The organism is Kitasatospora griseola, assembly GCF_014648555.1.
Taxonomy (GTDB): Bacteria; Actinomycetota; Actinomycetes; order Streptomycetales; family Streptomycetaceae; genus Kitasatospora; species Kitasatospora griseola.
This window is the reverse complement of sequence record NZ_BMRI01000020.1, coordinates 110,013-128,295: the sequence shown is the minus strand read 5'-3', so window position 1 is coordinate 128,295 and position 18,283 is coordinate 110,013. Positions and strand designations below refer to the sequence as shown.

Genomic DNA, 18,283 nt, shown 5'->3' with positions numbered 1-18,283 from the left:
CGGACAGAACCGGGCAATACCTCCGACCGAAACCACCTGCGGCAGCCTAAATCGGTATCGAACGCCCTCTCAGAGCGCCGCCGCCACGCGGGTGCCCTGGTCGATGGCGCGCTTGGCGTCGAGTTCGGCGGCCAGGTCGGCGCCGCCGATCAGGTGGGGCTCGATGCCGCGGGCGAGGAGGGCGTCGACGAGCTCGCGGCGGGGTTCCTGGCCGGCGCACAGGACGACGGTGTCGACGGGGAGGGTCTGCTCCTCGCCGTCCACGACGACGTGCAGGCCGGCGTCGTCGATGCGGCGGTACTCGACGCCCGGGACCATCACCACGCCGCGGTGGCGCAGTTCGGTGCGGTGGATCCAGCCGGTGGTCTTGCCGAGGCCGGCGCCGACCTTGCCGGCCTTGCGCTGGAGCAGGTGGACGGTGCGCGGGACGGCGGGGCGCTCGGGGGTGGCGAGGCCGCCGGGGGTGGTGTGTTCGGCGTCGACGCCCCACTTGGCGAGGAAGTCGGAGTCGGCGCCCGGGTCGGTGAGGTACTCGGCGACGTCGAAGCCGATGCCGCCCGCGCCGATCACGGCCACCCGGTCGCCGACCTTCGCGCCGTCGCGCAGCACGTCCAGGTAGCCGAGCACGCTCGGGTGGTCGATGCCGTCGATTTCGGGGACGCGCGGGGTGACGCCGGTGGCGAGCACGACCTCGTCCCAGCCGGTCAGGGCGTCCGCGTCGGCGACCGTGTTAAGGCGCAACTCGACGCCGGTGCGGGCGAGTTCGTACCGGTAGTAGCGCAGCGTCTCGTCGAACTCCTGCTTGCCGGGGACCCGGCGGGCGACGTTCAGCTGGCCGCCGATCTCGCTCGCGGCGTCGAACAGGGTGACCTGGTGGCCCCGGTCGGCGGCGGAGACGGCGAACGCGAGGCCGGCCGGGCCCGCGCCGACCACGGCGATCCGCTTGCGCAGCCGGGTGGGGGCGAGGACGAGTTCGGTCTCGTGGCAGGCGCGCGGGTTGACCAGGCAGGAGGTGATCTTCGCGCTGAAGGTGTGGTCCAGGCAGGCCTGGTTGCAGCCGATGCAGGTGTTGATCGCCTCGGGGGTGCCGGCGGCGGCCTTGTTGACGAAGGCGGCGTCGGCGAGCATCGGGCGGGCCAGCGAGACCAGGTCGGCGTGCCCGGTGGCGAGCAGGTCCTCGGCGAGTTCCGGGGTGTTGATGCGGTTGGTGGTGACCAGCGGGATGCCGACCTTGCCCATCAGCTTCTTGGTGACCCAGGCGAACGCGCCGCGCGGCACCGAGGTGGCGATGGTGGGGATGCGGGCCTCGTGCCAGCCGATGCCGGTGTTGATGATGGTGGCGCCGGCCGCCTCGATCTCGCCGGCGAGCCGCACCACCTCCTCGAAGGTGGAGCCGCCGGGCACCAGGTCGAGCATGGACAGCCGGTAGACGACGATGAAGTCCGCGCCGACCCGCTCGCGCACCCGGCGCACGATCTCGATCGGGAAGCGCATCCGGTTCTCGTACGAGCCGCCCCAGCCGTCGGTGCGGTGGTTCGTCTGCCGGGCGATGAACTCGTTGATCAGGTAGCCCTCGGAGCCCATGATCTCCACGCCGTCGTACCCGGCGGAGCGGGCGAGTTCGGCGCAGCGCGCGAAGTCCTCGATGGTCTGCTCGATCTGCTCCTCGGTCAGCTCGTGCGGGACGAACGGGCTGATCGGGGCCTGCAGCGCGGACGGGGCGACCAGGTCCTGGTGGTACGCGTAGCGGCCGAAGTGCAGGATCTGCAGCGCGATCCTGCCTCCCTCGGCGTGCACGGCGTCGGTGATCACCCGGTGCTCGGCGGCCTCCTGCTCGGTGGTGAGCTTGGCGCCGCCCGACCACGGCCGTCCGGCCTCGTTCGGGGCGATGCCGCCGGTGACGATCAGGCCGACGCCGCCGCGGGCGCGCTCGGCGTAGAACGCGGCCATCCGCTCGAAGCCGCCCTCGGCCTCCTCCAGGCCGACGTGCATGGAACCCATCACCACCCGGTTCGGCAGGGTGGTGAAGCCCAGGTCGAGCGGGGCCAGCAGGTGGGGGTACGCAGCAGTCATCGACGCCTCCGGTCAGGATTTGTTACCCAACGGTAGGGGCCGTCCGGCCGACTCTGCAACTAGTTGCACAAACGCGGGTGCGGGCCCGGGCGGGCGATAGGCTCGGGCCATGAGTACGGACGAGGCGAGCGTACGGATCGACAGCTGGATCTGGGCGATCCGGCTGATCAAGACCCGCTCCGCGGCGGGCGCGGCCTGCCGGGCCGGGCACGTGAAAGTGAACGGGGCCACCGCCAAGCCCGCCCAGCACGTCAAGGCGGGCGACGACGTCCGGGTGCGGATCGAGGGCCGCGAGCGGATCGTCCAGGTGGTCCGGCCGATCGCCAAACGCGTCGGCGCCCCCGTCGCGGAGACCTGCTACGTGGACCACAGCCCCCCGCCGCCGCCCCGCGCCGAACGGCCCGCCGAGATCGGCCTGCGCGACCGCGGCGCCGGCCGGCCCACCAAGCGCGACCGCCGCGACCTGGAGAAGCTCCGCGACGGCTACCGGCCCTACTTCTGAGCGGTCGTCAGGACCCCTGGGCCCGTTCCTTCGCGACCCGCACCTGCTCGGCGAACTCCTCGGCGGTGATCCGCTCCACCGGGGCCCCGTACTTCGCGGCCAGTTCGTCGGCGGGTGCGCTGTCGTGCTCGACCACGTCCATCACCAGCAGCGCCCGCCCGTTGTCCACCCGCGACGACAGCACGATCAGGCCCGCGCCGCCGTCGGTCATCTCGGTCTGCTCGGCCGCGTTGCCGATCGCCGCGCCCGCCGCGAAGCCCAGCAGCGCCCCGATCGGCCCGCCGAGCAGCCCGACCAGCCCGCCCACCAGTCCGGAGCCGATGGTCGGCACGCCCGCACCGCGGATGTGGCTCTCCGGAATGTCGACGATCCCCTCGTCGCTGCGCTCCAGCACCGCGACCTGCCGCACCCCCGGCAGGTGCATCGCGTCCTCGTACGCCCGCCGGCACGCCTCCCGGTCGGTGAAGCCGAGCAGCAGCACATTGTGGTGGTGGTCGCTCATCGCAGCAGTCCCCTTCGCCGACCGGTCGCCGTCCGCCCCGTCCGGGCGCGGACCCGCCCATCCTGCCCCGCGGGGCCTGCGTCGCGCCCGTCCGGCACGCCCGTCCGCGTGGCCGCGGCGCACCGGACTGTCACTGCGGCCGCCTAGTCTCTGCGCATCGATCGAGGAGGGGGACATGGGTTTCAGCGGAGAATACGTCCTGGCCCGCAGTGACCGGCCGCTTCGCGAACTGGCCGCGTTCGCGGCCGGCTGCGCGGAGGGCCACTCGGACTGCGTGACCGAGTGCCTGCCGCGCCCCGGCGGCTGGCAGACCCTGCAGATCCACCACGGCCTCCCGGGCGACTCACTCCGGCCGTTCCGGCAGCTCGCGGGCTCCACCGGCGCCCCGGTCCTGATCGCGCGCGTCATGGACAGCGACGTGTGCGAGGTCGTCGGCCTGGCGCCGTCCGGGGCGCGGTGGTCGACCTACCTGGACCCTGCCACGGCGGCCGACTACGGGTTCCCCGAACTGCCGCCCGGCGCCGCCGAGCACATCACCCGGTGGGCCGCCGAGGCCGGCTGCGTCGCCGATCCGATCGCGCTCGCGGAGGTTCTGGCCAAGCCGGCCGACCCGTTCGTCGAGGACCTGGTCTTCGAGCTGATCGACGCGTGCGGGTTCCCGCCGAGCGTCCCCGCCGGGGCACCCGCCTCCGCCTGACCGCGGCCGGCCGCGACGGAGGCGGCTCCTGCGAGCGGCGATAATGGTCGCCATGGCCCGCCGACGCACCCCCTCCTCCGCCTCCGCCGCTCCGACCGGCTGCCCGTGCGGACTGCCCGCCGCGTACGCCGACTGCTGCGGGCGGCTGCACCGCGGCGAGGCCGCCGCGGGCAGCGCCGAGCAGCTGATGCGCTCCCGGTTCAGCGCCTTCGCGGTGCGCGACGAGCCGTACCTGCTGCGGTCCTGGCACCCGGACACCCGGCCCGCCTCCGTCGACTTCGACCCGTCGCTGCGGTGGGAGCGCCTGGAGATCCTCGGCGCCACCGACGGCGGGCCGTTCCACCAGGACGGCACGGTCGAGTTCCGCGCCCACTACCGCGAGCGCGGCCGGGCCGGCTCGCTGCACGAGAACAGCCGCTTCGTCCGCCACCAGGGCGAGTGGGTGTACCTGGACGGCGTCATCCAGCCCTGAGCAGGCGGTACTTGAGGCCGAGCAGCGCCCCGCCCGGGCCGCGCGGCAGCAGCAGGCTGACATCGGTGCGGTCCTGCGCGCCGAACCGGTACTTGTACGGCTCGTCGCCGCGCAGGAAGTCGAAGACCCGCACGCCCTCGGCCGCGCAGCTGCGCACCGCCGCGTCGATCAGCGCGGTGCCCAGCGATTCGGCGGCCCACCGCTGGTCCCAGCCGATCTGGTAGTAGGCGAACCGGTCGGCCCACCGGAACCCGTACAGCACGCCGATCAACTCGCCCTGGTGACGGGCGAGTTGAAAGGCCGGCCCGGAGCCGGGCCGGGCGGTCTCCAGCAGCGCCCGGTGCAGCGGCAGCCGGCTCGCGTCGAAGCTGCTGACGCCGCCGGCGGCGGCCTGGCGGCGCAGCCGGTGCAGGCGCAGCAGTTCGTCCAGCACGCCGGGCGGGGCGGCCGTGGGCGGCGCCCAGTGGAAGGTGACCCCGGCGGCCGCCAGCCGGCGGTGGGCGCGCCGGTTGGCGGCCCGGAAGTCGCGCGAGCCGAGCCGGTCGGGGCCGACGGTGAGGTCGAGTCGCGGGCAGGCGGTGCGGGCGACGGTGCGGGCCCCGGGGGGCAGCAGGTCGTGGTGCGCCTGGTCCAGCGCGGGCAGCCACAGGGTGCGGCGGCGCGCCCGGGAGGCGAGCCAGGCGGCCACCTCGTCCCGCCGGTGCGGCCGGACGGCGGGCCCGCAGTGGTCGGCGGCGCCGGGCCCCGCCCCGAGCAGGGTCACCGCCGACACCCCGAACGGCACCCGGTGGTGCAGCCGCAGCCGGCCGCGGGCCAGCGGCAGCACCGCCTCCACCCGTCCGTCCGGGCCGCGCCACACGGCGATCTCGCCCCGCTGCCCGGCGCCGAGCGTGCGCCACCAGGCCAGCACCCAGTCCGGCCCGGCGAACCACGACCCGTCCGGATCGTCGGCGATCAACTGCCGCCATCCGTCGACGAGTTCACCGTCCAGCCGATCCGTCCGCACGATCTCCACGGCACTCATCCCCACTCCTCTCAACGCCCCCTCAACGCCCCCCGCGCAGGCGGTGCACCGCCGGGTGGAGGCCCGACAGGATGGTGTCGAAGCGGTGGCGGCCGGTGTGCGAGTTGACGCGCAGTCGGCTGATCCGCAGGCGCTCCGTGGGGGCGAGTGCGGTGTGGCGGTGGTCGAAGAGGAACGCGGTGCGGTAGCCGAGGATGCGCAGCACGGTCTCGGCGCGCGGGTCGTGGTTGCCGTTGGGGTAGGCGAAGGTGGTCGGCGGGTGCCCCAGCCAGGTGGTCAACCGGTCGTGGGCCTCGACCAGTTGGGCGTCGAGGTGGTCGTCGTCGCAGCGGTCGAGGCAGGGGTGGGAGGCGGTGTGGTTGCCGACGGTGAGGCCGCCGTCGGTCAGCGTGCGCAGCTCGGCGGCGGTCAACTGCCGCTGCCGGGGTGCCTGCCGCCTGGCAGTGCCGCGCAACTCGGCGAGGGCGTGCAGCCGTTCACCGTCCGGCAGGGTCTTCAGGCGGTGGACGGCGGCGGCGGAGGGGAGGCCGCGCAGGGCGCCGGTGTGGCCGCCGCGGCGGATCAGCTGGGCGGCCTCGGTCCACCAGTACGGGTGGTCGGTGTCGATCAGGTCGGTGATGACGTACGCGGCGGCGGGGATGCGCAGTCGGGCGAGGATCGGCAGGGCGTGGGTGAGGACGGTGGGGTCGCCGTCGTCGAAGGTGACCAGCACGCTGCGGGGCGGCAGCGGGCGGTGGTGCTCGGCGGCGTGGGCGACCTGGTCGGGGCCGACCGGGTGGGCGGTGCGGGCCAGGTGCTCCATCTGGGCGCGGAACGCGGCGGGGTCGTCGATGCCGTGGTAGGCGAGGACGGCGAGCCGGCGGGCGGCGCGGGCCCGGAAGGCGGGCTGGAGCGGGGAGTGCCGCAGGAGCGCGTCGAGGGTCCGGCGCCGGGCGGCGCGGTCCGTGGTCGGCATGGTTCCCCCCATGGGCCGGTGGCACGGACGGGCACCTGGGGCCTGCGGCCCGGGGTGCCCGTCGGATTCAGACCATCAGCGTCCCATGCGCGGGTAATGGCTGTCCCAAGTTCCTGGAAGCTTCCTGGGAGCCGGCCGGGAGCGGGCGGCGTCCGACGGCCCGCCACCTGTCCGGATCGCACCGCTTTGCGGCTCATATAACGGATTGACATAGTTCTGGGAGACTGCTGCCCGTCCGCCCATGGGAGTGCCCTCACTATGACCATGCCCGGCTTCGGCTCGCTCGGCTCCAACGACGCCTTCTCCGAACTGCTGAATCGCTTCTTCGGCCTGAATCCGGCCGCTTCCCCGCCCGCCGTCCAGCGGGTCCCGATCGGACGGCTGCTCACCGAGTCCGCCCGGGACCTGATCGGCCGGGCCGAGCTGCGCGCCCAGGAGGACGGCAGCACCGATCTCGACACCCCGCACCTACTGTGGGCGGCGACCCTGACGGACCCGGCGCGCTCGCTGCTCGCCCAGGCCGGCGCCGACCCCGACAAGCTCGCCGTCACCATCGAACGGTCGCTGCCGGCCGGCGAGGCGGACCCGTCCGCGGAGCCCGGCCTGACCCCGGCCGCCAAGCGGGTGCTGATCGGCGCACACGCCCGGTCGCAGGCCGCCGGCGTCTCGTACATCGGGCCGGAGCACATCCTGGCCGCCCTGCTGGACGACCCGGACTCGGCGGCCGGCCGCCTGCTGGCCGCGCACGGCGCCGACGCCTCCCGCATGCGGCGCGGGGCGGAGGCGGCCGCGGCCCGCGGCGAGCGGGGCGTCCCGGCCAAGGAGGACAGCAGGACGCCGACCCTGGACGAGTACGGCCGCGACCTGACCGAGGACGCCAAGCTCGGCAAGCTGGACCCGGTGGTCGGCCGGGCCGAGGAGATCGAGCAGACCATCGAGATCCTCTCCCGCCGCTCCAAGAACAACCCGGTGCTGATCGGCGAGCCCGGCGTCGGCAAGACCGCCATCGTCGAGGGCCTCGCCCAGCGGGTGATCGCCGGTGACGTCCCCACCACGCTGAAGGACCGCCGGGTGGTCTCCCTGGACCTGTCGGGCCTGGTCGCGGGCTCCAAGTACCGCGGCGAGTTCGAGGAGCGGCTGAAGAACGTCATCGACGAGGTCCGGGAGGCCGCCGACTCGACCATCCTGTTCATCGACGAGCTGCACACCGTGGTCGGCGCGGGCGCCGGCGGCGAGGGCGCGATGGACGCCGGCAACATGCTCAAGCCGGCCCTGGCCCGCGGCGAGCTGCACGTGATCGGCGCGACCACCATCGACGAGTACCGCAAGCACATCGAGAAGGACGCGGCCCTGGAGCGCCGGTTCCAGCCGGTGCTGATCCCCGAGCCGTCCGTCGAGGAGACCGTGCAGATCCTGGAGGGCCTGCGCGACTCCTACGAGGCCCACCACCAGGTCCGGTTCACCGACGACGCGCTGCGCGCCGCCGCCGACCTGTCCGACCGGTACGTGTCCGACCGCTTCCTGCCCGACAAGGCCATCGACCTGATGGACCAGGCCGGCGCCCGGGTCCGGCTGCGAGGCCTGGGCCGCTCCACCGAGGTGATCGGCCGGGAGGACGAACTCGCCAAGCTGCGCCGCGAGAAGGACGAGGCGGTCGCCGCCGAGGACTTCGCCCGCGCCTCCGAGCTGAAGGACCGGATCGCCGACCTGGAGTCGCAGAGCGCCGAGATCGAGGAGCGCCGCGAGGGCGTCGTCTCGGTCACCGTCGACGACATCGCCGACGTGCTCTCCCGGCAGACCGGCATCCCGGTCGCCCAGCTCACCGAGGACGAGAAGGCCCGGCTGCTCAAGCTGGAGGAGGAACTCCACAACCGGGTGATCGGCCAGGACAAGGCGGTGGTCGCGGTCTCCGAGGCGGTCCGCCGCAGCCGGGCCGGCATGGCCGACCCGAACCGCCCGGTCGGCTCGTTCCTGTTCCTCGGCCCGACCGGCGTCGGCAAGACCGAACTCGCCAAGGCCCTGGCCGAGTTGATCTTCGGCGACGAGGACCGGCTGGTGCGCTTCGACATGAGCGAGTTCCAGGAGAAGCACACCGTCTCCCGGCTGGTGGGCGCCCCGCCCGGCTACGTCGGCTACGAGGAGGCGGGGCAGCTCACCGAGGCGGTCCGCCGCCGCCCGTACAGCGTGCTGCTGTTCGACGAGGTCGAGAAGGCCCACCCCGACGTGTTCAACGCGCTGCTCCAGGTCCTCGACGACGGGCGGCTGACGGACGCCCAGGGCCGCACCGTGGACTTCCGCAACACGGTGGTCATCATGACCTCCAACATCGGCTCGCAGCTGATCCTCTCCCACCGCGGCGAGACCGACGAGATCCGCGACCGGCTGATGGCCGAACTCCGCGGCCGCTTCCTGCCGGAGTTCCTCAACCGGATCGACGACATCATCGTCTTCGACGCGCTCGGCGAGTACGACCTGCTGCGGATCGTCGACCTGATGCTCGCCAACTCCGAACGGCGGGTGAAGGCGCAGGGCCTCCACCTCGACGTCACCGAGGCGGCGAAGCAGTGGCTGGTCGACCGCGGCCACCAGCCCGAGTTCGGTGCCCGCCCGCTGCGCCGCACCATCCAGACCCAGCTGGACAACCGGCTCGCCACCATGCTGCTCTCCGGCGACCTGCAGCCTGGCGACACCATCGTCGCGGACGCCCAGGACGGCGAACTGGTCTGCTCGATCGGCCGCCCGGACGCCGCCTGAGGCCTGCGGCGCCGACCGGCCGCACCGCCGACCGGCCGCACCGCCACCGCCGGATCCGCCCCGGGAGCCTCTCCCGGGGCGGATCCGCGCGTCATGCGGAGGTGGCGCGGGCGGCCCAGTCCGCGAGGGCCGTCCGGTTCGGCTGGCCGGCCTTCTCCAGCAGGCTGGCCACGTGCTTCTCCACCGTCCGCGGCGAGATGCTCAGCCGGGCGGCGATCTCCTGGTTGCCGAGCCGCTGGGCGACCAGCAGCACCACCTCGTACTCCCGTACCGTCACCCGCCGCCCGCGCAGCGGCTCCGGGACCTGCTCGGTGCCGGTGCGCCGCTGCGGGACGCTGGCCCCCGCCTCCCGCAGCAGGCGGCGGCAGGCCGCTCCGACGGCCGGCACTCCGGCGCGGTGGAAGTACTCCTCGGCGCTGCGCAGCCACTCCACCGGCTCGCCCCAGCCGTCGGCGAGCGCGGCCTCCGCGACCAGCCGCAGCCCCAGGTGGCGGGCCATCGCGAACGGGCGGGCGGCCCGGGCGGCCTCCTCGACCGCCTCGGCGGCGGGCCCCGGCTGCCCGGCCCGGCCCAGGTGGACGGCGTGCGCCAGCCGTTCGAACTGCCGGTTCCAGGCCAGCGCGGAGGCGTGGTCGGCGGCCGTCCGGGCGTGCTCCTCCGCGGACCCGGTGCCGGCCAGCGCGCGCAGCAGCGGGTGCAGGCCGTGCGCGCCGTTCAGGTAGAAGACGGACGGGTGCCGGGCCTCCCAGCGGCGGGCCCGGTCGAACTCGGCGAGGGCCAGCGCCCGGTCCTCCTCCAGCAGGGCGCACACCGCCCGGCAGTTGCCGTGCGCCAGCGGCAGCTGCAGCGAGTCGGCGCCGTCCCAGCGGTCGAACTCGGCCAGTACGTCGGTCATTTCGGCCCGGCGGCCCTGGTGGGCGGCCACCATCGCCCGGGTCAGCAGCAGGAACTGGTGGTGGTCGACGTTGCGCAGCCGGGCGCTGGCCTCCAGGCCCTGGTCGGTGAGCGTCCGGGCCCGGGCGTAGTCGCCGCGCAGCACGGCGTGCATGGCGAGCGTCGCCTCGGCGGAGCGGACCAGGTCGAGCGCCCCCAGGTCGAGTGCGGCCCGGTGCGCCCGCTCCAGCTGGACGGACTCCCCGATCCGCATGAACTCGTTGACGCCGAGCCGTAGTTGGGCGTCGACCTGCCAGCCGGGGAGGCGATGCCGGACGGCCAGGTCGAGCAGTCGGCGCAGGCAGCCGTCAGCCCGGTCGAAGCCGTGCCGGCGCTCCAACAGGGCGAGCAACTGCCAGGCCTGGCAGGCAACTTCGGGAAGTCCGGCGGCCTCGGCCCGTTCGGCGGCGCGGCGGGCCAGCCGCTCGGCGGCGGCGGTCCGCTGCTCGCCGTCCGGCATCCCGTCCGCAGGTGCGGTGACGGCCTGCGCGGGGTCGGTCAGCGCCAGGTGGGCCTCCACCACCTCCAGTGCGCAGGTCCGTTCCGGGCCGGCCGCCGGGCCGAGCAGGGTGCGGACCAGGGCGGCCTGCTCGGCGGCGTCCGCGAGGCGGCCGGCGCTGACGGCGGCCCGGGCCAGCCGCAGGTGCAGGGCGGCGGTGCGGTCGTCGCCGAGCGCGGCCGGACCGCCCAGCGGCAGCGTCCGGGCGAGGTCGCGGGCCTGGTCGAACCGGCCGCTGTCGGCGAGGGCGTGCACCAGCCGCTCGCGGATCCCGCTCGCGGCGGCCGGGCCGGCGCCGCTCCCGCCGACCAGTTCCAGGGCGCGTTCCAGCAGGGCGACGGCGGACTCGGTCGCCCCGTCCTGCCGGGCCTCCTCGGCGGCCTCGGCGAACAGCCGGGCGGCGGCCTCCGGTTCGCCGGCGGCCTGCCGCAGCACGGCCACCAACTGCCGCCACTCGCCGGGCAGTCCGGGGTAGGCGCGTTCCACCTCCCCGGCGGCGCGGCGGGCGATCGCGGCCCGCTCGGCGGGCAGCAGGTCGGCCAGCAGCGCGTCCGCGACCAGCGCGTGCCGGAACTCGTACCGGTCGGCGACCGGCCCGCTGGGCGACAGCAGCCGGGCGTCGATCCCGGCCCGCAGGTGGATCAGCAGGCTGCGGTCGTCCAGCCCGGTGACCAGTTGCAGCACCGGCAGTGCAAAGCGCCGCCCCAGCACGGCGGCGACGTTGAGCATCTCCCGGCCCGCCGGGTCGATCCGGGCGGCGCGCTGCACCACGCTGCGCACCACCGTGGTCGGCACCTCGATGCCGAGGTCGCCGAACACCTCCCAGCCCCGTTCGGGGTCGCGGCGCAGCGCCCCGGCGGTGACCATGCCGCTGAGCAGCTCCTCGACCACGAACGGGTTTCCGCCGGCGTCCCTGGCCACCCGCTCGACCACGGCGGCGGGCAGCGCGCCGGGAGCGGCGGACAGGCAGGCGGCGGCGAGTTCGGCGGTCTGCGACTGGTCCAGCGGATGCAGGTCGAGCCGTCGGGCCTGTCGGCGGGCGGCGGCGTCGAGGGCCAGGTCGAGTGCGGGGCCCGGGTGTTGGCGCAGCGTCGCGACCAGCAGGACGGGCAGGCCGTCGAGGTTGTCGATCACGTAGTCGAGCACGGCCAGGGTCTCCGCGTCCGCCTCGTGCAGGTCCTCGACGATCAGCAGGCAGCCGCGCGGCGGCCGGTCCGGCCCCTCCCGGCCGACCGCGCCGAGCAGCCGCAGCAGCGCCTCCGCGATGTCCGTCAACGAGGGCGGCGCGGCGGGGCGTTGCTCGCCCCGCCAGTCGGGGACCAGCGCCGCCAGCGCGGACCGGTACGGCGCGAGCGCCGGGTCCTGCGGCGGCCCGCTCACCCGGAACAGCGACAGCAGTGCTTCGGCGACCGGCCGGAACGGCACCGGCGCGCCCGCGCTGCTGCCCCGGCCGCGCAGCACCGCCATCCCGTCCGCGACCGCCCGGTAGGCGCAGTCGGCCGCCAGCCGGGTCTTGCCGATTCCCGCTTCGCCGCCGACGAACACCGCGCGCCCCTGCCCCCGGCGGGCGTCGATCAACCCGTCGAGCAGGACCCGCAGTTCCTCGGCGCGACCCACGACATAAGGCGAGGAGGTGAGCATTCCGGCAGGCTAGCCGCCGGTGCCGTCAACGGGCCATGGGAACGGTCGGGCGGTTCTCAGTCCTCGGTGAACGACAGGGAGGTGACGGTGTTCCAGGTGGTGGTGTCGTTGGTGTTGACGTCGATCGTGCCCAGGTCGGGCGCCGCCCACCCGCTCAGCACCAACGCCCGTCGCACGCGCGGCAGTTCGGCACAGCGCAGCGTCGGGGCGATCTCGCCCGCGGGGTGCGGGGCGCTCTCGTCGGCGCGGGCCTCGGGGTTCTTCCACTGGGCGACGAGGGTCGAGGCGGTCATGGCGGTCCTCCTGGTGGGGGGAGACGGAACGGACTGACGGACGATCAGATGCGGGCCTGGCGCAGGTGCCGCGGGGGCTCCAGCAGCAGGACGCACGGCACCTCGGCCGGGTGGGCGAGGCGGAGCAGGGTGTGGCCGACGCCGGCCAGGCCGGTGAGCAGGGCCGGGGTGGGGATGGCCGCGGGGGTGGCGCAGCGCGGGCCGGAGTGGTCGAGCTCGCCGAGCAGGGCCGCGGCGCGGGTGGCGGCGTCGGTGGGGCGGCCGGTGAGCAGGAGTTCCAGGGTGGCGCTGTCGCCGTGCAGCAGGCTGTGGTCCGCGGCGGGTCCGGCCGGCGGCAACGGCGCCGCGGTGTCCGGGGTCCGGGCGGCCGCCAGGTTCGCTGCGGGGCTCACCGGCCGGGCGGGTCCGGGGTCGGGCAGGTGGACGGCGCGGCCGGCGGCCGCGTAGCGGTGCAGGGCCCAGCGCCGGTGGGCGGCGCCGTCCGGGGTGGGGTCGGGGGTGGCGGCGAGCCGCTCGGCGCAGTGGTCGGCGGCGGCGGCCGCGGCCGGGTCGCCGGTGAGCCGGTGGACGGCGAGCAGCGCGGCCAGGCAGCCGGCGTCACCGGAGAGCAACTGCCGGTCCGGGTGCGGGTCTTCGGGCGGCGCGGTGCGGGCGGCCCGGGCGGTGAGCCGGACGGCCGTGCCGACCGACCCGCCGAGCGTGCCCGTGTCGTCGGGCAGCAGCGCGTCCAGTCGGGCCAGGCCGTAGGCGATGCCGCCGAGTCCGGTGAAGCCGCCCGCGCCGACGGCGTCCAGGTGGGCGGGGTCGGCGGCGAGCGCGTCGAGCAGGGCGGGCAGCGGCCGGACGGCGCGTCGGGCGGTCTCGGCGTAGCGGGCGGTGCCGGTGAGGGCGGCGAGCTGGGCGAGGAACAGCGCGGTGCCGAGGTAGCCGCCGTCGAGCGCCGCGCCCTGCGGCATCAGCGCCCACTGCCGGTCGGTGATCGGTTCCAGGGTCAGCCAGTTGACGCGCCGGCGGTCGCCGTGCGCGCGGGCGAGGATCCGGTCGGCGAGGTCGCAGGCGGCGGCGAGCAGCCGGTCGGGGTCGGGGGCGACGGGCGGGCGGGAGTGTCCGGCCGGGGCGGCCGGGGCGGCGCCCGGCCCGGCGGAGCGGGTGGCGAGCGCAGCCCGGACGATCCACTCCTGGTCGTACAGGTCGGTGCGGTCGAGCGCGGCGAGCCGCCGCCGGGTGCGGTCGAGCCCGCTGTCGGCAGGGGCGGGGCCGCAGGGGCGGCCGTCGGAGTGCAGGCGGCCGTCGCCGACGGCGGCGGTGAACAACGGGACGTCGCCGCGCCAGAGTTCGACGCGTTCGGCGGCGGCGAGCGGACGGCGCCGGGGGTCGTCGGCGGACTCCCGCCAGAGCAGGCCGAGCAGCCGGTCGCGGTCGAGGCCGTCGCGCAGGGCGTCGGGGTGGGTGGACTCCTCCAGCATCGTCGCGTACCGCCGGGTGGGGCGGGCCACGACGCGCACGGTGTCGGCGGCGAAGCTCTCCACCGGGCCTTCGGGGGCGCCGAGTCGATATGCGGTGTCGGCGAGCGCCCGGTAGCCGGCCCGGAATCCGGCGACCAGTGCCTCGGTGTACTCCTGCGGGTCGGCGTCCGTCCCGTCGAGCCGGGGGCGGTTGGCGGCGCGGCGCAGTCGGCCCTGTTCGCGCACCAGCCGCATCCGGTCGGTGCCGGCCTCCGCCCAGCCCGGCACGGAGGTGGGCAGCGGCGCGCCGTCGTCGCCGCCGAGCCCCGACACGTCGAGTGCGCCGTGTTCGCCGAGCAGCGGGAACGGCAGCAGCGAGATCCGGTGCACCGAGTCGGCGAGCACCCGCCGCGCCGGGTCGTCGCCCGGGGCCGGTCCCTGCTCGGGGTGGAACAGCGTCTCCAGGTCGACCAGGACGGGCTGGTCGGCGGCCGCGATCAGGTTCTCGTAGTGGATGTCGGTGCCGCCGAGCACGTGCAGCAGCGCGAGCTGCACGCCGAGCCGCCGGTAGAACCGCTCCACGCCGCGCCGGTCCGCGCACGGTTCGGCCTCGACGAACTCCAGCCAGCCGTAGCCGTCGCGGTCCAGCACGGCGAGCCTGCGCAGGGCCGCGTTCGGCACCGATTCGCCGAGCAGCCGCAGTAGTTCGTTCCAGTGCCGGTGGACGCCCAGCGGGCGCGGCTTGTACACCGCGCGCCGCCCGTCGGCGAATTCCAGGACGGCGACCGCGCGGCCGCGGGCGTGCCGGTCGCCCGCGCCGGTCCGCACCCCCACCAGTGGTCCGGGGTCCTCGCCGCCGAGCAACTCCCGTACCAGCGCCGCCCGGTCGGCGGCGAACCGGCCGGCCAGTTCGGCCCAGGCGGCCACCGCGTCCTCGCAGCAGTGCGCCAACAGCCGGGCCAGCACCGGGTATTCGGCGACCAGCGCGGCCAGCCTCGGCCGCGTCCCGGCCTGCCGGACGAAGTCGCCGAACCGCTCCGCGCCGCTCTCGCCGCGCAGGGCGCCGCCGACCCGCGCCACGTTCAGCTCCAGCACCAGCGTGCGGCCGGCGATCCGCACCAGCCGGGACGCCAGGCTGCGCTCGAAGTCCCGCTCCAGCTCGGCGAGTTCGGCCACGGCGTCGGCGGCCCGCCAGTCCGGATCGGCCTGCAGGGCGGCCAGCGCGGTGGCGGTGAACGGGGCCAGCACGGCCGCGAACCCGTCCGCCCACGGCACCGGTCCGTCGGCCGCGACCGCCGCGAGGGGCGCGGCCGCCACCGCGCGCCGGACGAAGGCCGACCAGTCGGGTTCGGCGACCCGCGCCGCCAGGCTGTCGGCCGGCTCGGCCAGCAGCGCCCGCAGGCGGCCCCGGTCGGCGCCCAGGTCGGCCAGCCACTCGTCGAGCCGGCCGTCGAACTCCCGCTGCCAGGCGTCGAGTCGGGCCTCGTCGGCGTCCGCCGGGGCCGGCTGCACCAGCTGGACGGCGGCGTCGCGGAACGCGGCGACGAACCCGGGGCGCGGCGGTCGCGGGGCGCCCGCTCCCCCGCCCGGTCCGGGCAGGCGCTCGGTCAGGCTCAACGCCGGTGCCCACCAGGCGCCGTCGCCGTGCTGGCCCCAGGTGGCTGTGGGATCCGTCATGGTGGCGAGCATGGCAGTCGGCGGGCCGGGCGACATGGGGGACGGCCCCCATATTCCCGCGACCGCCCCACGGGGGGCGGTGGCGGCATTCGGAATTCGGGGCCCCGCCCGGATGGGACGGGCGGCCGGGCGGCGTCACGCTCGACCCATGGAAGCGACCATGACAGACACGGCGGTGCAGGTCCTCGGCCCGATGGCGGCCACGGTCGGCGGAACGCGGGTGCGCCTCGGCGGGCCCCGGCCGCGCGCGGTACTGGCGGCGCTGGTCGCGGCGGGCGGCGCGACCGTCCCCGAGCAGTACCTGATCGACGCCGTGTGGGACGACCGCCTGCCGGCCCGCCCCCGCCACGCCCTGCACACCTGCGTGGCCGACCTCCGGCGCGCCCTGGAGCCCCACCGCCCCGCCGGCCACGCCCCCTCCGTCCTGCGCCACGGACCCGGCGGCTACCGGCTGTCGCTCGCCCCGGACGCCGTCGACGCCCGGCGGTTCGCCGCCCTGGTCGAGCACGCCGGGGCCGCCGCCCGCGCCCACCGCCCGCACGACGCCCTCACCTCGGCCGACCGGGCCCTGTCGCTGTGGCGCGGCCCCGCCTTCGCCGACCTCGCCCACCTGCCCTTCCTCGACCCGGAACGCTGGCGCCTGACCGAACTGCGCTGCGCCGCGCGGGAAATCCGCGCCAACGCGCTCCTCACCCTGGACGCCCACCACCTCGCCGTCGCCGAGTGTGCCCTCCTCACCACCGAGGCCCCGCTGCGCGAATCGGCCTGGGCGCTGCGCGCCCGCACCCTCTACCGCAGCGGCCGCCAGGCCGAGGCCGCCGCCGTCCTGCACACCGCCCGCCGCACCCTGCGCGACGAGCTCGGCGTCCACCCGGGCCCCGAACTCGCCCACCTCACCCAGCGCGTCCTGGTCCACGACCCGGCCCTCGCCGCCGAACCGGCCGTCCCCGCGCGACGGCCCGCCTGACCCGGCGTCACTCCGGCTCCTGCACCGCCACGTCCAGGCTGCGCCGGCCCGCCAGGACCGCCGTCAGGGCCAGGCCGAACAGGCCGGCCACCACCGTCAGGGCGGCGGTGGCGCCGGCGGACTGGAGGAGGGCGCCGGCGGCCAGCGGGGCGAGGGGTTGGAGGGCGCCGCCGATGAAGGAGGTGGTGCCGGTGACCCGGCCGTAGACGCCGTGGTCGACGACCAGGAGGGTGGTGGTGCCGAGGGCGGCGCCGACCACGGGGGCGAGCAGCAGGACGGTGGCGAGCGCGGCGGCGGGGCCGAGCTGGCCGCCGATGAACGCGGCGGCGAGGGCGGCGAGCAGCCGCAGGCCCGCGGTGGCGGCCATCAGCCGCCAGAGGCCGAAGCGGCGGTGGGCGCCCGCGGCGACGAGGGAGCCGAGGAGTCCGCAGACGGCGGCGGCGCTGAACGCGAGGCCGGTGCCGCCGCCGGCCGCGCCGGGGCGCAGCAGCAGGATGTACATGAGCATGGAGACGGCGAGGTTGCCGGGCACCGAGTAGGCCAGCGAGCCGCGCAGGAACGGGGTGCGGCGGATGACGGCGAGGCCTTCGCGCAGCCGGGGCCAGCCGCGGGCGGTCGGGGCGTCGCCGGCGCCGGAGGGCAGGCCGCGGACGCAGGCGAGGGAGACCAGGTAGCTCGCGGCGTCGGCGAGGAACGGCACGGCCCGGGCGAGGCCGAACAGTGCGCCGCCGGCGGCGGGGCCGACGATGGAGGCGCTGTAGCCGCGGACCTGGTTGGCGGCGACGGCCTCGGGCAGCTGGTCGGCGGGGACGAGGGTGCGCAGCATCTTGCCGGCAGCGGGCCCGAACGCGGTGAGGGCGGTGCCGGAGACCACGGTGGTCACGGCGAGCAGCCACATCGGGGGGCCGCCGACGAGCGTCCACCCGGCGACGGCGGTGACGGCGGCGAGGCGGACGGTGTCGCAGGCGAGCATCAGGCGGCGCGGGGAGATCCGGTCGGCGAGTTGGCCGCAGGGGGCGGCGGTCAGCCAGGTGGTGAGGAAGCCCAGGGTGGCGAGGACGCTGGCCTTCCTGGGCGAGCCGGTGACGGCGACGGCGAGCAGCGGCACCGCCAGCACGCTCATGGAGCTGCCGAGTTCGGAGGTGAACTGGCCGATCCACAGCCGCCGGAACATCGGGTTGGCCCCGACCAGCCGGAACCGGCGCAGCGCGCGCCGGTCCTCGGCGGGTCGGGTGTCCGCCTCCAGGTGGGTCGTCACGGCAGCAGCCCGTCCACGGTGAAGTGGAAGTCGGTGCGGGTGCCGGGGCGGGCGTGGCGCAGCCGGTCGAGGAAGAGCGCGATGCCGATCGAGCCGGTGGCCAGGTCGCAGCTCTCCCGCAGGGCCTGTTCGCCGGGGAAGCCGAGGCCGTCGGGGTGTTCGATCCGGCTGAGCAGGATGCCGTCGGCGACCCGGCGGGCTTCGTCCAGCCAGCGCTGTTCGCCGAGCAGTTCGCCCGCGTCGAGCAGGACGTTGCCGAAGCCGGCGAGCCCGTGGGCGAGGTGCGGGAAGACGGCGTAGCGGCGGGCCGAGTCGCGCAGCAGGTCGTCGGCGACGGCGGCGAGTTCGGCGTCGGGCCGGGCCGCGAGGTAGCGGACGACGGCGACGGAGACGCCGGCAGTGCCTTCGTCCCAGTAGTTGCGCAGCACGGTGCGGCCTTCGGCGGGGCCGGTGTGGGACGGGAAGCCGAGGGTGCCGCCGGGGAGCCGGGCGGCGTGCGCGAGGTCGTGGCCGAGGGCGGCGCGGCCGAGGGTGTACCAGCGTTCCTCGCCGGTGGCGAGGTGCAGGTAGAGCAGGAACAGGGCGATGCCG

At 75.9% G+C, this 18,283-nt stretch carries 14 protein-coding genes; 5 read left to right on the top strand and 9 right to left on the bottom strand.

Translation table 11 applies throughout. The annotated features are described in order from the left end of the window. Window positions 1–69: 69 nt before the first annotated feature. Window positions 70–2,073, bottom strand: a complete 2,004-nt coding sequence (locus IEZ12_RS24015; protein WP_189274556.1) for an oxidoreductase — start codon at window positions 2,071–2,073, stop codon at window positions 70–72. Window positions 2,074–2,182: 109 nt separating this feature from the next. Between IEZ12_RS24015 and IEZ12_RS24010 the strand changes: the two genes are divergently transcribed. Beyond that, complete coding sequence (locus tag IEZ12_RS24010) at window positions 2,183–2,575, top strand: RNA-binding S4 domain-containing protein (RefSeq protein WP_043910892.1); 393 nt, start codon at window positions 2,183–2,185, stop codon at window positions 2,573–2,575. A gap of 7 nt (window positions 2,576–2,582) precedes the next feature. On the opposite strand, the gene IEZ12_RS24005 is transcribed toward IEZ12_RS24010, so the two are convergent. Further along, window positions 2,583–3,077, bottom strand: a complete 495-nt coding sequence (locus IEZ12_RS24005; protein WP_100587729.1) for a hypothetical protein — start codon at window positions 3,075–3,077, stop codon at window positions 2,583–2,585. 175 nt (window positions 3,078–3,252) lie between these two features. Here IEZ12_RS24005 and IEZ12_RS24000 point away from each other — a divergent pair, with 175 nt between their 5' ends. Beyond that, a complete protein-coding gene (locus IEZ12_RS24000) occupies window positions 3,253–3,774 on the top strand; it encodes a hypothetical protein (protein WP_189274554.1) in 522 nt (173 codons plus the stop codon). A 52-nt stretch (window positions 3,775–3,826) separates the two neighbouring features. Continuing rightward, on the top strand, window positions 3,827–4,246 hold the full coding sequence (locus tag IEZ12_RS23995; RefSeq protein WP_100587894.1) for a YchJ family protein: 420 nt from the start codon (window positions 3,827–3,829) through the stop codon (window positions 4,244–4,246). On the opposite strand, the gene IEZ12_RS23990 is transcribed toward IEZ12_RS23995, so the two are convergent. Continuing rightward, window positions 4,233–5,270: a GNAT family N-acetyltransferase gene (locus tag IEZ12_RS23990; protein ID WP_189274552.1), complete on the bottom strand. Its 1,038-nt coding sequence runs from the start codon at window positions 5,268–5,270 to the stop codon at window positions 4,233–4,235. The two genes, IEZ12_RS23995 and IEZ12_RS23990, sit on opposite strands and share 14 nt — an antisense overlap. A gap of 22 nt (window positions 5,271–5,292) precedes the next feature. Next, the gene (locus tag IEZ12_RS23985; protein WP_189274550.1) at window positions 5,293–6,225 is read right to left on the bottom strand and encodes a polysaccharide deacetylase family protein; all 933 of its coding nucleotides are present in this window, start codon (window positions 6,223–6,225) and stop codon (window positions 5,293–5,295) included. A 258-nt stretch (window positions 6,226–6,483) separates the two neighbouring features. Between IEZ12_RS23985 and IEZ12_RS23980 the strand changes: the two genes are divergently transcribed. Beyond that, window positions 6,484–8,979 carry an ATP-dependent Clp protease ATP-binding subunit gene (locus tag IEZ12_RS23980; RefSeq protein ID WP_189274548.1) on the top strand — a complete coding sequence of 832 codons (2,496 nt, stop codon included), beginning with the start codon at window positions 6,484–6,486 and terminating at the stop codon, window positions 8,977–8,979. 91 nt (window positions 8,980–9,070) lie between these two features. On the opposite strand, the gene IEZ12_RS23975 is transcribed toward IEZ12_RS23980, so the two are convergent. The 3 genes from IEZ12_RS23975 to IEZ12_RS23965 are packed head-to-tail and all read right to left on the bottom strand — an operon-like array spanning window position 9,071 to window position 15,467. Continuing rightward, on the bottom strand, window positions 9,071–12,052 hold the full coding sequence (locus IEZ12_RS23975) for a helix-turn-helix transcriptional regulator (RefSeq protein WP_189274546.1): 2,982 nt from the start codon (window positions 12,050–12,052) through the stop codon (window positions 9,071–9,073). Window positions 12,053–12,108: 56 nt separating this feature from the next. Beyond that, window positions 12,109–12,345, bottom strand: coding sequence for a hypothetical protein (locus IEZ12_RS23970; protein WP_189274544.1), 237 nt, complete (start codon window positions 12,343–12,345; stop codon window positions 12,109–12,111). A 44-nt stretch (window positions 12,346–12,389) separates the two neighbouring features. Then, entirely contained in the window at window positions 12,390–15,467 is a 3,078-nt protein-coding gene (locus IEZ12_RS23965; RefSeq protein ID WP_189274542.1) for a type 2 lanthipeptide synthetase LanM family protein, read from the bottom strand. Window positions 15,468–15,627: 160 nt separating this feature from the next. Here IEZ12_RS23965 and IEZ12_RS23960 point away from each other — a divergent pair, with 160 nt between their 5' ends. After that, window positions 15,628–16,434, top strand: coding sequence for an AfsR/SARP family transcriptional regulator (locus IEZ12_RS23960; protein WP_189274540.1), 807 nt, complete (start codon window positions 15,628–15,630; stop codon window positions 16,432–16,434). Between the two features lie 7 nt (window positions 16,435–16,441). Here the strand turns inward: IEZ12_RS23960 and IEZ12_RS23955 are convergent, their stop codons facing one another. Both IEZ12_RS23955 and IEZ12_RS23950 read right to left on the bottom strand, forming a co-directional pair. Then, on the bottom strand, window positions 16,442–17,692 hold the full coding sequence (locus IEZ12_RS23955; RefSeq protein ID WP_189274539.1) for an MFS transporter: 1,251 nt from the start codon (window positions 17,690–17,692) through the stop codon (window positions 16,442–16,444). Continuing rightward, window positions 17,689–18,283, bottom strand: a 595-nt coding sequence (locus IEZ12_RS23950; RefSeq protein WP_308431070.1) for a lanthionine synthetase LanC family protein, incomplete at its 5' end; no start/stop codon positions are given. The genes IEZ12_RS23950 and IEZ12_RS23955, both read right to left, overlap by 4 nt.

What these genes read in the sequence shown, in the direction of transcription:
- IEZ12_RS24015 (WP_189274556.1), bottom strand. Translation starts at nt 2,073, where the DNA reads ATGACTGCTGCGTACCCCCACCTGCTGGCCCCGCTCGACCTGGGCTTC.
- IEZ12_RS24010 (WP_043910892.1), top strand. Translation starts at nt 2,183, where the DNA reads ATGAGTACGGACGAGGCGAGCGTACGGATCGACAGCTGGATCTGGGCG.
- IEZ12_RS24005 (WP_100587729.1), bottom strand. Translation starts at nt 3,077, where the DNA reads ATGAGCGACCACCACCACAATGTGCTGCTGCTCGGCTTCACCGACCGG.
- IEZ12_RS24000 (WP_189274554.1), top strand. Translation starts at nt 3,253, where the DNA reads ATGGGTTTCAGCGGAGAATACGTCCTGGCCCGCAGTGACCGGCCGCTT.
- IEZ12_RS23995 (WP_100587894.1), top strand. Translation starts at nt 3,827, where the DNA reads ATGGCCCGCCGACGCACCCCCTCCTCCGCCTCCGCCGCTCCGACCGGC.
- IEZ12_RS23990 (WP_189274552.1), bottom strand. Translation starts at nt 5,270, where the DNA reads ATGAGTGCCGTGGAGATCGTGCGGACGGATCGGCTGGACGGTGAACTC.
- IEZ12_RS23985 (WP_189274550.1), bottom strand. Translation starts at nt 6,225, where the DNA reads ATGCCGACCACGGACCGCGCCGCCCGGCGCCGGACCCTCGACGCGCTC.
- IEZ12_RS23980 (WP_189274548.1), top strand. Translation starts at nt 6,484, where the DNA reads ATGACCATGCCCGGCTTCGGCTCGCTCGGCTCCAACGACGCCTTCTCC.
- IEZ12_RS23975 (WP_189274546.1), bottom strand. Translation starts at nt 12,052, where the DNA reads ATGCTCACCTCCTCGCCTTATGTCGTGGGTCGCGCCGAGGAACTGCGG.
- IEZ12_RS23970 (WP_189274544.1), bottom strand. Translation starts at nt 12,345, where the DNA reads ATGACCGCCTCGACCCTCGTCGCCCAGTGGAAGAACCCCGAGGCCCGC.
- IEZ12_RS23965 (WP_189274542.1), bottom strand. Translation starts at nt 15,467, where the DNA reads ATGACGGATCCCACAGCCACCTGGGGCCAGCACGGCGACGGCGCCTGG.
- IEZ12_RS23960 (WP_189274540.1), top strand. Translation starts at nt 15,628, where the DNA reads ATGACAGACACGGCGGTGCAGGTCCTCGGCCCGATGGCGGCCACGGTC.